12 protein-coding genes are annotated in these 12187 nt (G+C 68.1%); 7 read left to right on the top strand and 5 right to left on the bottom strand.

Annotated features, from left to right (window positions below; translation table 11 throughout):
• Positions 1 to 105 precede the first annotated feature (105 nt).
• Positions 106 to 669: a hypothetical protein gene (locus ACLQ2O_RS30800; protein ID WP_425838307.1), complete on the top strand. Its 564-nt coding sequence runs from the start codon at positions 106 to 108 to the stop codon at positions 667 to 669.
• Between the two features lie 91 nt (positions 670 to 760).
• Here ACLQ2O_RS30800 and ACLQ2O_RS30805 read toward each other — a convergent pair whose 3' ends face one another.
• The 4 genes from ACLQ2O_RS30805 to ACLQ2O_RS30820 all read right to left on the bottom strand — a co-directional run bounded on the left by ACLQ2O_RS30805 (position 761) and on the right by ACLQ2O_RS30820 (position 5158).
• Entirely contained in the window at positions 761 to 2119 is a 1359-nt protein-coding gene (locus tag ACLQ2O_RS30805; RefSeq protein ID WP_425838309.1) for a lanthionine synthetase LanC family protein, read from the bottom strand.
• Between the two features lie 314 nt (positions 2120 to 2433).
• Positions 2434 to 2973 carry a DUF6886 family protein gene (locus tag ACLQ2O_RS30810; RefSeq protein WP_425838312.1) on the bottom strand — a complete coding sequence of 180 codons (540 nt, stop codon included), beginning with the start codon at positions 2971 to 2973 and terminating at the stop codon, positions 2434 to 2436.
• 168 nt (positions 2974 to 3141) lie between these two features.
• Positions 3142 to 4029: a M23 family metallopeptidase gene (locus ACLQ2O_RS30815; protein WP_425838315.1), complete on the bottom strand. Its 888-nt coding sequence runs from the start codon at positions 4027 to 4029 to the stop codon at positions 3142 to 3144.
• 253 nt (positions 4030 to 4282) lie between these two features.
• The gene (locus ACLQ2O_RS30820; RefSeq protein ID WP_425838318.1) at positions 4283 to 5158 is read right to left on the bottom strand and encodes an esterase/lipase family protein; all 876 of its coding nucleotides are present in this window, start codon (positions 5156 to 5158) and stop codon (positions 4283 to 4285) included.
• Between the two features lie 180 nt (positions 5159 to 5338).
• Here ACLQ2O_RS30820 and ACLQ2O_RS30825 point away from each other — a divergent pair, with 180 nt between their 5' ends.
• The 6 genes from ACLQ2O_RS30825 (at position 5339) to ACLQ2O_RS30850 (ending at position 10444) form a co-directional block, all read left to right on the top strand.
• On the top strand, positions 5339 to 5758 hold the full coding sequence (locus ACLQ2O_RS30825) for a cobalamin B12-binding domain-containing protein (protein WP_344175217.1): 420 nt from the start codon (positions 5339 to 5341) through the stop codon (positions 5756 to 5758).
• Between the two features lie 329 nt (positions 5759 to 6087).
• The gene (locus tag ACLQ2O_RS30830) at positions 6088 to 7362 is read left to right on the top strand and encodes an ABC transporter substrate-binding protein (protein ID WP_425838323.1); all 1275 of its coding nucleotides are present in this window, start codon (positions 6088 to 6090) and stop codon (positions 7360 to 7362) included.
• A gap of 94 nt (positions 7363 to 7456) precedes the next feature.
• Entirely contained in the window at positions 7457 to 8515 is a 1059-nt protein-coding gene (locus ACLQ2O_RS30835) for a carbohydrate ABC transporter permease (RefSeq protein ID WP_425838326.1), read from the top strand.
• On the top strand, positions 8512 to 9363 hold the full coding sequence (locus ACLQ2O_RS30840; protein ID WP_425838328.1) for a carbohydrate ABC transporter permease: 852 nt from the start codon (positions 8512 to 8514) through the stop codon (positions 9361 to 9363). Before ACLQ2O_RS30835 ends, ACLQ2O_RS30840 begins: the two co-directional genes overlap by 4 nt.
• A gap of 349 nt (positions 9364 to 9712) precedes the next feature.
• On the top strand, positions 9713 to 10216 hold the full coding sequence (locus ACLQ2O_RS30845; RefSeq protein ID WP_425839122.1) for an RICIN domain-containing protein: 504 nt from the start codon (positions 9713 to 9715) through the stop codon (positions 10214 to 10216).
• 84 nt (positions 10217 to 10300) lie between these two features.
• Positions 10301 to 10444, top strand: coding sequence for a hypothetical protein (locus ACLQ2O_RS30850; protein WP_425838331.1), 144 nt, complete (start codon positions 10301 to 10303; stop codon positions 10442 to 10444).
• Positions 10445 to 10517: 73 nt separating this feature from the next.
• On the opposite strand, the gene ACLQ2O_RS30855 is transcribed toward ACLQ2O_RS30850, so the two are convergent.
• Positions 10518 to 12152 carry a glycoside hydrolase family 13 protein gene (locus ACLQ2O_RS30855; protein WP_425838334.1) on the bottom strand — a complete coding sequence of 545 codons (1635 nt, stop codon included), beginning with the start codon at positions 12150 to 12152 and terminating at the stop codon, positions 10518 to 10520.
• Positions 12153 to 12187 lie beyond the last annotated feature (35 nt).

Below are 12187 nucleotides of genomic sequence, written 5' to 3' on the forward strand. Positions count from 1 at the left end.
CGATCTTCCCACGAAGACCGCAACGAATGAGACGTTCGCGTTGCGCGGTGAGCCTGCCGTGGGTCACTCTGGGGCTTCGGCCCTCCCCGGACGACAGGTCCTCCCATGCCCAAGGCAGCTGACAGCTCCAACCGCCGGATCATCCTGGCGGGAGCCAACCCTGGGCTGCGGCTGTTCGACGAGAAGGGCAAGGTGACGGCGTACGCGTCGATCTGGATGGTCGACTGGTCGGTGCGCGGATCCGGTACGGCGGTGGTGCTGTGGTTCGACGGGATCGTCCGAGTGGTCTCGGAGGACGTCGACCTCGCCGCGTGGCTGGAGCGGTACTTCGTCCGCTCGTTCCTCGAGGTCCAGGGCCTGCCCTGGCACGAACCGGCGGTCGAACGCGACCTCGTCCAGGTCTCCATGAACCTCGCCGACGGCCTCAGCGCGAAGGCCGCCGACATCCAGATCGAGATGGGCGGCGTGTTGGACCGGCGCCTGTTCGCGACCGACACGTTCCAGCTCGCCGAAGGCATGCACAGCCTGAGCCTGGTGATCGCCCCCGTCCGCTCCGCCACGGTCTCCATCGGCGGCGCCTCCGTCCCCGGCTTCGTCCAGGTCGACGGCTCCCACGACCGCCCGGGTTCGTCCGCCTTCCTCACCACCGCCGAGGTCTGGCGCCGCTAGTACGCCGGGCAACCGCTCGTACGACGGCCGACGGGTCTGCTGGTGCGACGCCCCAGCGCGTCCGCTCGCGGCCGGTCGTGCATCAACCTCGTCAGCTCGCGCTTGCCCACCAGGTGTCCATCCGCGGCTGGGTCTTGGCCTCAGCACCCTGCTCGACCACTCGGGCTGTGTGCAGCAGGTACGCCGCGATGCCCGCGGCGCCCTGCATCCAGCCGACGGCGGGCGGGAGGAGCGGATCCTCATTGCGGTGTTCGGTGAAGCGCCAGTACGTGCCGCCCTCGTGCAGGGCGTGCTCGACGAGAGTGTCGGCCAGCAGGATCGCGAAGGTCAGGTCCTCCTCTGAACCCGTGCGGTGCCAGGCGTCCAGGAGGATGTCGCCGACGCCGGCGGTACCGCAGCAGCGGCCGTCGTTGTCCCAGAAGCCGGGGTGGAGTCGTGCCGGCAGCCCCGACGTACGGACGCTGTACAGGCAGCGCTCACGCCAGTCCGCAGGCGCCGCGCCCGCGACCGACTCGACCCCCGCGGCGTCCAGCGCGGCGAAGGCCAGCGACGTCCCCGAAGCCCCGTGGCACCACGTGTAGGTGAACTCGTCCTCGTCGTTGACGTCCGTCGGGATGTACCGCTGTACGACGAACCCGCGCCCGTCCGTCACTCCCAACGACACCAACTGCTCGCCCACCCGCGCCGCCGCGGCAATCAGCTCGGGCCGGCCCAGTGAAAGCCCCGCGGAGGCCAACGCCGCCGAGACCCCGGCCAGTCCGTGCGACAGATTCGGCATCACCGCACCCGCGTCGGCCCGGAACCGCCGGGGCATGAACGGCCAACCGACATCCGCTGTCTCAGTCTCGGCCTCGGTCAGCAGGATCTCCGCCGCCCGATCGGCAAACTCACGCCCGCCGTCCACACCGTGCCGGGCGGCCCACACGCCGCCGAGCAGCACTCCCGCCGTACCAAGTGTCATGTCGTGGATCCGAGCACCCGGCAGGAAACGCGGCGGGACCATCACCGTCTGCGGCCAGCCGTCGTGCTCCGCGAGCTCGTGCGATCGCGCGACAGCAGCCCGTACGCCGTCCAGCCGGTCGAGCGCGATCAACGCGCCAATCGTGCTGACCAGCCCGTCGAAGAACGTGACGTCGGAGCAGCTCGGGATCCCGCGGATCAGCCGCTCGGCGATCCCGTCGGCCAGTTCGCTCTCCACCGACGTCAACGGCCGGCTCAGCCGGATCTCCGCCAGCGTGTGGGCCAGCCCTGCGATCCCGCTGTACATCCCGTCCCGGTCGTCCGGGATCTCCGGCTGGTCGCCGGACAACCCGGAGAAACCGGGCGAGCCGGACGAACCCGTCACACTCGTCGGAATCCAAGGCCCGTCGTCGCCCCACCGCACCTGCGCCAGCGTCCACTGCCAGGCGGCCTCGGCCGTCTCCCGGTACGTCGCGCCAGCGCTGCTCACCGGCACATCGTGCCAGCCCATCTGCCCGCCCACTACGCCGCCCGTCCACCGAATTGGTCGCCGGGTGCCGGGCTGGGCCGGCGGCGATGCGGCCGGGAACGTCGTGCGGCTTGAGGTCGCGACGGCCGGAGAAGTGCACAGGAGCAGTAGCCGACGGAGGTGGCGGGGGCGGGGCTTGGCGCTCCGGGGCGGTGTGTCCTCGCTTAGGTCTGCGAGGCGGTTGGTAGCTGGAGTCTCGGCTGAGGCTGCGAGCGGTCGGTCGCTGGAGTCTCGGCTAGGTCAGTGGCGCGAGCGGTCGGTCGCTGGAGTCTCGGCTAGGTCAGTGGCGCGGGTGGTCGGCCGAGTGCGTTGCGGAGGCGGATGCCGCTGAACTCCAGGCTGCTGGCGGTCACCGCGTCCCAGAAGGCGTGCAGGTTTGGTAGGACGCGGAGTTGGATGCCGGCCTCGGCGTGGAGGGTGAAGAGGTTGCCGACGCGTGCGGGTGGGCCGAGAGGCGTGACCTCGGTGGTGGCGACGACTGCGGCGTCGTGTTCGACGAAGGAAGCGGCGGGCAGCCGGTAGGCGTACAGCTCGACGGTGCGTAGCGCTTCCAGCCAGCCGTACTCGATCGCGTGGACGCGGGGAGCGGAGCCGGGGCCGATGATGTGGGCGAGGTCTTCGGGGGTGGTGCCGGGGCCCGCCCACGCCATCGCGCGGGGGCACTGCCGGGGGAACCAGTAGTCGGGGGCACGGTCGTGCCCGACGGCCCAGACGTACGGCGCCTGCTGCTGAGCGGTGGCGGCGACGTGCGGGCGGAAGACCTTGATCGTGGGGTCTTCGGAGAAGTGCAGGACCTCACCAGCCGCCGGACGCATGCCGAGCAGCTTAGGAGGTACGGCGGCCCGTCGGCGAACCGATTCCGGGCCGGGCGCGCTGGTCGATCAGAGGCACCAGCGCGGGGCTGCGTCAGGCCGGAGCGGATGACGCGGGGGCGGGGCCGGGCAAGCCGGGGTCGAGCGAGCCCAGGGCAACGAGTAGGTGGATCAGGGGTTGAGCCCGCAGACCTCGCGCAGCCACGGCATCGGGTTGATCGCGGAGCCACCGTTGGGGTGGACCTCGAAGTGCAGGTGCGGGCCGGTGGTGTTGCCGGTGACGCCGACCGCGCCGACCTGGTCGCCGGCGTACACGATCTCGCCGACCTCGACGCTGAACTTCGACATGTGGTTGTACCAGGTGACGGTGCCGTCCTCGTGCTCGACCTGGACCTGGCGGCCGTAGGCGCCGGCCCAGTCGGCGTGGACGACCTTGCCCTTCATCACCGAGCGGATCGGGGTGCCGATCGCGGCGGCGAAGTCGGTGCCGGTGTGGTTCGCGGCCCAGCGGCTGCCGCCCTGACCGAAGGTGGCGGTGATGTGGTAGCCGGAGATCATCATCTCGCAGCGGGTGGCCGACTCGCGGGCCTTCTCGGCGGCGGCGGCCGCGGCGACCTTGGCGGCGGCGAGGGAGGAGGCGCGCTTGGCGGTCAGCGCGCGGGTGGCGTCGAGCTTGGCAGCGCGGGCCTTGGACAGCCGGTCCGCGGCGGCCTGCTTCTTGGTGGCGTCGGTGCTGGTGAGCTCGACCCGGGAGGAGTCACGGGTGGCCAGCTGACGGCGCTCGATCCGGGCCGTGGTGACCTCGGAAAGGCTGGTGCCGCCCGACAGAGCGGCGATGTTGACCGCGGAGTTCGCCTGCGTCGGCGACGCCAGGGAGCTGTGGCTGAAGCCGACAGCGCCTGCCGCCGCAGCGAGCGCTGCGGTGAGACCAACGATCTGGGTACTGCTGGGGGTGTTACGCCGGGCAACACGATGTTTGGCGTGACGTGATGCGCCGGTCTTGCGCGCAGCACTGTTGCCTGGCGTGACGCGGTTTCCCGCGGCACGGTGCTGGGACACAACGTGGCCTTTCGGTCACAGGGGAGGGGCACTGTCCGCTCGCCTGGAGATTTATTCCCCCTGGCGGGCTCAAGCACCATAACGGACGGGTCACGAGGCGACAAACCCTGCCACCCCCTTTTCCGCCCCTCCTTCACGAAACTTTTGCATGAGCCGCTGCACGTGCATCCGCTCACCCGCCTGACAACCTGCTAGGTCAACCAGTTTCGGGCCGAGATCCTGACAAAGATCCGGCAAGTTTTGTTTTCAGGACTCAGGCAACCTGTTCGTCCAGATGAGCCAGTACGCCGGAGATCTGGTGCACCACGTCCCCGTGGAACGGCAGCGACAGGTGTCCGACCCCACGGATCCGCACGTTCCGCGCGATCAGGTCCGGATGCGCGATCCGCGCCCGCCGCTGCGGGACGATCAGCTGATCGACGTCGCTGTAGAACGCGACGAACCTGGTCCGGCAGTCCGGAGCGGGCTCGGCGAGCTCGTCCATCAGGTCGCTCTCCGGCCGTAGCTGCTTCACCAACGGCCAGGGCAGCAGGCGGGCGGCGACCGTGCCCTGGTGCGGCGTCCCGAGCGTGACGCACGTGTGGACGCGCTCGTCCCCGCCGAGGCGCTGCACGTAGTACCGGGCGATCAGCCCGCCCAGGCTGTGGCCGACGATGTGGATCTGGTCGGACCCGTACTCCTCGCACAGCGCCTCGACCTCGGCAGCCATCCGCTCGGCGGTCGAGCGGACGTCCAGCGTGAGCGGCGAGTAGGAGAACGTGTGGATCCGGCTGAACCCGCGGCGCAGCAGCTGCCGGCGCATCAGCGCGAAGACGGTGTGGTTGTCGACGATCCCGTGCGCCAGCAGGATCGGCGTCCCGGCAGCCTGTACGTCGCCGACCAGCAGGCTGCGCTGGGCCGGGGTGAGACCGTCCAGGCTGAGCCGGTCCGTTCGCCTGCCCGCACCGCCGACCAGGCCGAGCGGGTACATGGCCAGGTGAGTGGTCAGCCAGCCGATCTCGACGGCCGCACCTTGGAGTACGCGGGGCGACAGCGCCGAGCGCGCGCCGTACCGGAGTCCGTCGAGTGCTTCCCGCAGACCGCTGCGCGCACCCGGAGCATCAGGCTGCTCGACCGCCTCAGCACTCATCGGCGACTCCTCACTCCCATCAGACCCCCCGCACTACTGGTCTGACTTCTCTTTCACGGTAACCGGTTCCCAGAGCGCGTGGCGGGGAACACACGCCTTCGTGTCTTATCCGTGAGGTGCCGCTCGGATAACCTGCGAAACTGGACGCAACGCCGCGCTCCAGTACTGAAAGGCCGATCCATGCCTGCCACCAGCACCCTGCGCATCGTCGTCGCCAAGCCGGGCCTGGACGGGCACGACCGAGGCGCGAAGATCGTCGCCCGGGCGCTGCGCGACGCCGGGATGGAGGTCATCTACACCGGCCTGCACCAGACCCCGGAGCAGATCGTCGAGACCGCGATCGCGGAGGATGCCGACGCGATCGGCCTGTCGGTGCTGTCCGGCGCGCACATGACGCTGTTCAAGAAGGTGCGCGAGCTGCTGGCCGCCCGGGACGCCGACGACATCGTCGTGTTCGGCGGCGGGATCATTCCCGAGGCCGACCTGGCCCCGCTGGCCGAGCTCGGCGTCCGCCGGATCTTCACCCCGGGCGCCCCGACCCACGAGATCGTCGACTGGGTCCGGACCAACGTCGGCGACGCGTCGGCGACCACCGCCTGATCACTGTCCGTAGCCGCCCTGAACAACCCTGTGCGCCACCCGGTGAGTTACTAATCGGTAATACCGAATCGTTAAGAAAGACCTGGTTGTGCGGGCTGTCGAATCGCGGTCGCATACAGGCATGCGTTTGTCCGTGCAGGCGACGGTCGGTCAGGTGTGTGGCTCAGGACACATCGCCCCCGATCTCGGTTACTGTCCGGACAGGGCGGATCGCAGCGTGGTGGGGGACTGTGGACGACCTGCGCAGGACCAAGTGAGTCCCATCGGGAAAGGGCAGGTACACGATGAGGTTTGAACGATCACACGCACGCCGGGCGGTCGCTCTGGCCATGACCGGCAGCCTTGTGCTGCTGGCCTCCGCGTGCGGCGGTGACGACGGGGACAGCGGTGACGGCGGCTCGGCCGGGGGAGCGCTCGAAGGGCGCGGTCCGATCACGTTTGCCACCGGCAAGGACACGTCGGGAAACCTGGTGAACCAGGTCGCGGCCTGGAACTCCCAGCACCCGGACGAGAAGGTCGAGATCAAGGAACTGCCGGAGTCCGCGGACACCCAGCGCCAGCAGATGGTGCAGAACGCGCAGGCGAAGTCCGACGCGTTCTCCGTGCTGAACCTGGACGTGGTGTGGACCGCCGAGTTCGCGGCCAACCGCTGGATCGCCGAGCTGCCCGAGGATCAGTTCCCCGATCTGGGCAAGTTGCTGCCGTCGACCGTTGACACCGGCAAGTACCGCGACAAGCTGTACGCCGTACCGGTGACGTCGGACGGTGGGCTGCTGTACTACCGCAACGACTGGCTGCAGAAGGCCGGCATCACGACGGCGCCGAAGACGTGGGACGAGATGCAGGCGGCCTGCACGAAGGTCCTCGCGCTGCCGGACGCCAAGGGCGCCAGCTGCTACGCAGGTCAGTTCGAGAAGTACGAAGGCCTGACGGTGAACTTCTCCGAGGCGGTCAACTCCGCGGGCGGTGTCGTCGTCGGCGAGGACGGTAAGCCGAACGTCGACACGCCGGAGGCGCTGGCCGGTCTCGAGCAGCTGGTGAACGGCTTCAAGGACAAGGAGTTCCCCGCCGCCGCGATCACCTACAAGGAAGAGGAGAGCCGGCGCGCGTTCCAGGAGGGCAAGCTCGTCTTCCTGCGCAACTGGCCGTACGTGTACGCGCTGGCGGGTAAGACCGACGGCTCGTCGAAGGTCGCCGGCAAGTTCCAGGTCGCTCCGCTGCCGGGCAAGGCTGGACCGGGCGTCTCGACGCTGGGTGGCCACAACTACGGCATCTCCGAGTTCACCAAGAACAAGGCGACGGCGGCCGACTTCATCAAGTTCATGTCCAGCGAGGAGCGCCAGAAGGCGAACGTCGAGAAGACCTCGCAGGCCCCGACCTGGGCGTCGCTGTACGACGACCCGGCGCTGAACAAGCAGTTCCCGTACCTGGCGCCGCTGAAGGCGTCCATCGAGTCCGCGAAGTCGCGGCCGAAGGTGATCAAGTACGGCGACGTGACGACCGCGATCCAGGAGGCGGCCTACGGCGCGATGACGAACAAGACGCCGCCCAAGGATGCGCTCACCGACCTGCAGACCAAGTTGAGCTCGCTCATCACTCAATGATCGAATTGGCGGGGCCGGTGCGTGGCGGGACTTTCCACGCACCGGCCCCGGCCTGTCCCTGCCTGCGATTCCAGGCAGACAGAAGGAGGCTGAGATGAGTGCATCCGCCCTGCCGGGCAAGACCAAGGTCAAACGGCAGACAACATTCGACGAAGGCACCGGCAAGTTGGCCGCTCTGCTGCTGTCACCCACCCTGCTCGTGCTCGCCCTGGTGGTCGTCTACCCGATCATCTCCGCCCTGCGGGAGTCGCTGTACACCAGCGGCCAGCAGGTCGACGCCGACGGTTTCGTCGTCGAGGGGTCGCAGTTCGTCGGGCTGGACAACTACACCGCGATCTTCTCCGGCGAGACCGGGGACCGGTTCTGGAACGCCTTCTACAACACCACGTTCTTCACGGTCACCTGTGTCCTGCTCGAGACGGTGCTCGGCATTGCGATGGCACTGGTGATGCACAAGGCATTCAAGGGCCGGGCCATCGTGCGGGCCAGCATCCTGGTCCCGTGGGCGATCCCGACCGTGGTGTCGGCGCTGCTGTGGAAGTGGATCTTCCAGGCCGACGGCGCCGCCAACGCGCTGCTGGGTCAGCAGATCCTGTGGTCCACCGAGGGCTGGCAGTCGGTGCTGTCGGTGATCGTGGCCGACACCTGGAAGACCGCGCCGTTCATCGGACTCCTGGTGCTCGCGGGCCTGCAGACCATTCCCGAAGAGGTGTACGAAGCGGCCAAGGTCGACGGCGCCAGTCCGTGGCAGGCGTTCCTGCGGATCACGCTGCCGCTGGTGAAGCCGGCTCTGCTGGTTGCTGTCCTGTTCCGCATCCTCGACACGCTGCGCATCTTCGACCTGCCGTTCGTGCTGGTCGGTGCGAACAAGACCTCGGTCGAGACGTTGTCGATGCTGGCCTACGACGAAGCTTCGAGAACCCGGTACGGACCAGCCTCGGCGTACGCCACGATCCTGTTCCTGTACGTCGCGGTGGTCGCCTACGCCTTCGTCAAGCTGCTCGGGGCCGACGTGCTCGGTGACCGGGTGCAGAAGAAGGCCGGCGGCAAGAACGGTAAGAACGGCAAGAAGAAGAGCAAGGACCAGGCGCCCGAGGGCGCCACGATCACCGCGATGGCCGGATCGGCCAGCGGAGGAGGTGGTGTCGGATGAGCACCGACATCAAGGCGGCCGAGGCGAGCCCTATCCGCAAGTACCTGCCGTTGCTCGGCGTCGCAGTCATCGTGCTGTACTGCCTGGCGCCGTTCTACTGGATGGTCGTGTCGGCGTTCCGACGGCCGCTGGACCAGTTCGACAACTCGCTGATTCCAGCACCGTTCTCACTGGACAACCTGCGGGCTGTCTTCGGTGAGGGCGTCGGCTTCGGCCGCGCCCTGCTGAACAGCCTGATCGTGGCCGGCGTGACGACGATCCTGACCCTGATCGTCGGGCTGATCGCGGCGTACACGCTGGCCCGGCTGGAGTTCCGGTTCAAGAACGTGGTGCTGGCGATCATCATCACCACGTCGATGTTCCCGGGCATCTCGCTGGTGATCCCGCTGCTGAAGCTGTTCATCGACATCAAGTGGATCAACACCTACCAGGCGATGATCGTGCCCAGCCTGTCGTTCGCGCTGCCGCTGGCGGTGTGGACGCTGACCACGTTCTTCCGGCAGATGCCGCGGGAGCTGGAGCAGGCGGCGATGGTCGACGGCTGTACGCCGGCGCAGGCGTTCTACAAGGTCATCCTGCCGCTGGCCGCACCGGGCGTGTTCACCACGGCGATCATCACGTTCATCGCGGCCTGGAACGAGTTCCTGATCGCGCTGAGCATGGTGAACAAGTCGTCGATCCAGACCGCGAACGTGGCGATCTCGAAGTTCCAGGGGATCTCCGGCTTCGACCAGCCGTTCGGCACCCAGATGGCGGCCGGGGTCGTGGTGACGATTCCGCTCGTGATCGCGGTGCTGCTGTTCCAGCGGCGAATCGTGGCGGGTCTGACTGCCGGTGGCGTGAAGTAGGGGTTGGGGCCGCGAACGGCGCGGCCGGTAGCAGCCACTGAGTCAAGGGGTCGGAACCGTCAGGTTCCGGCCCCTTGGGCATGCCCCGCCTGATTCGGCGCGTGTCCCCACAACGGTAGAAGCTCTTCTGTTCGGGTTGCAGGTAGTTGCAGTACTTGTCCATTGCGCCTGGCCGGGCCCGCATCTAGCGTCACGAAGGCGAGCTGCATCAGATCTGCGGTTGGAAGGGATCCATTCGTCTTGTTGCGCGCCGCCAGAGGCGACGTCGAGGGAGGTTTTGATGGAAAATACTATGCGTATCTCCATGACTGCTGTCGTTACGACTGTTCTACTGGCCGTTGCTGGTGTCATGACAGCTCCTCAAGCGACGGCTGCCCCTGGTGCGACGACGGGTGAAGTAGCCCGGCAGTCTTCGGCGGCCGGGCAAGAGGTGCATTCGTCGGGCAGTGAAGGCGTCGTGCAGGTGACCAAAAGGGCCTTGATCCGAAACCAGCAGACCCAGCGTTGCCTTGCGAGTAATGCTGCGGGGTCTCCTTACACGACTCCTTGCAACAGTGCGAGCACTTACCAGCAGTGGCGCTTCGAAATTTCTTCCAACCAGCGCATATGGAATGTAGCCACGGGCCGTTGCCTTACCTACGCGTTGGCGAGCGGATCTGCAACGGGCGCCGTGTCAACGGCGTCGTGCAACGGTTCGTCGGCACAAGTCTGGTTGCCGCACACCACCGGCGCGCTGTGGACATACATTGGTGGGCGCTGTCTGGACAGCAATTCTCAAGGGACGGTCTACACCTTGAGTTGCAACGGCTCCGGAAATCAAATCTGGCAGAAGATCTACTTCAGCACCCCCTGAGATCTTCGCGGTCCGGCTGCCGGCGGGATGAGGTGAGAGCTGGAACCGGCGTATCGTCGCTGGTCTGACAGCTGGAGGTGTGAAGTGAGCTACGGCGACGAGCAGAAACGGCGCGATCGGGAAGACCGCGACCGCCGGGACCGCGAAGAGACCGACCGCCGCGATCGTGAAGATCGGGAACGCCGCGATCGGGAAGACCGGGACCGGCGCGACAGCGACCGGCGCTGAACACAGGAACCACCGAACACAGGAACGGCGCCCCGGGACTCCCGGGGCGCCGTTCTCGTTCTCCCGACGAAGCTCAGACCTTCAGCCAGACGGTCGCGTCGACAGGGAGCTTGCCCTCGAGCAGCGGCTCGGACGCGAGCAGGACCTCACCGGCGGGCAGCTCGATCGGCGAACCACCGAGGTTGACCACGCAGCGGAAGCCCGGATCACGCGTGAACGACAGCACCCCGGCCGGAGCGTCGTCGTCCCAGGCCAGCCGGCCCTCGCCCAGCGCCTGCTCGGCGCGCCGGATCTTCAGCGCGGCCTTGTAGAGGTTCAGGTGGCTCTCCGGATCGCCCACCTGCGCCTCCGCCGTCAGCGGCGCCCAGTCCGCGGGCTGCGGCAGCCAGGGCTGGCCGCCGCCACCACCGAACCCGTACGGCGACTCGCTGCCGCTCCACGGCATCGGCACCCGGCAGCCGTCGCGGCCGCGGACGGTGTGGCCGGAGCGCTCCCACGTGGGGTCGTCCAAGGACGATTCGGGCAGGTCCTCGACCTCGGGCAGGCCCAGCTCGTCGCCCTGGTAGATGTACGCGCCACCCGGTAGAGCCAGCTCCAGCAGCGCCGCCGCCCGCGCCCGGCGCAGTCCGAGCGCCAGGTCTGTCGGGACCTCGCCCGCACCGGCCAGCGCGTCCTGCAGCGCCCGGCCGTAGCGCGTGCGGTGCCGGATGGTGTCGTGGTTGCTCAGCACCCACGTGGCCGGCGCACCGACCGCCCACAGGCTCTCGGTCGTGTAGTCGATGACCTGGCGCAGATCCTTCGCGTCCCACGCACACCGCAGTACGTCGAAGTTGAACGCCGAGTGCAGCTCGTTGGAGCGCACGTACTGGGCCAGGCGCTCAGCCGGCGACAGCCACGCCTCGGCGACGAAGACCCGCGGGCCCTGCGGCGTACCGGCGTACTCGTCGGCGATCGCGCGCCAGCGCTGGTGGATCGTGTGCACGCCCGGCTGGTCGTAGAACGGGTTGCCGACGTACTTGTCCCGGGTCGGCTGCCCGTCCTTCAGCGGTACGTCGGGCAGCGAGGCGTCCTTGGCCATCGAGTCCGCGACGTCGATCCGGAAGCCGTCGATGCCCCGGTCGAACCAGAACCGCAGGATCGAGTCGAACTCCTCGACCACCTTCGGGTTGTCCCAGTTCCAGTCGGGCTGGGAGATGTCGAACATGTGCAGGTACCACTGGCCGTCCTCGATCTGCTGCCAGGCGCCACCTCCGAACGCGGCCGGCCAGTTCGTCGGCGGCTGCCCGTCGGCGCCGTCGCGGAACCAGAACAGGTCGCGCTCGGGCGAGCCCTTGCCCGCGGCCAGCGCCGCCTTGAACGCCGGGTGCTCCCAGGAGCAGTGGTTCGGCACCAGGTCGATCAGGATCCGGATCCCCAGCGCGTGCGCCTCCGCGATCAGCGCGTCGGCGTCCGCGAGCGTGCCGAACTCGGGATTGATGTCGCGGTAGTCGGCCACGTCGTACCCGCCGTCGAGCAGCGGGGACGGGTACCACGGGCTGATCCAGATGGCGTCGATGCCGAGCTCGGCCAGGTACGGCAGCCGGGCCCGGATCCCGTTCACGTCCCCGGTGCCGTCGGCGTCCGCGTCGGCGAACGACCGGGGGTACACCTGGTAGACGACGGCACTACGCCACCAGTCGTCAGCTGGTCTGGTTGATCCTTCAGTCATGCCGACCAGCCTTTCACGCTGGGGCAACCAACTTG

The organism is Kribbella sp. DT2 (assembly GCF_049844575.1).
Lineage (GTDB): Bacteria > Actinomycetota > Actinomycetes > Propionibacteriales > Kribbellaceae > Kribbella.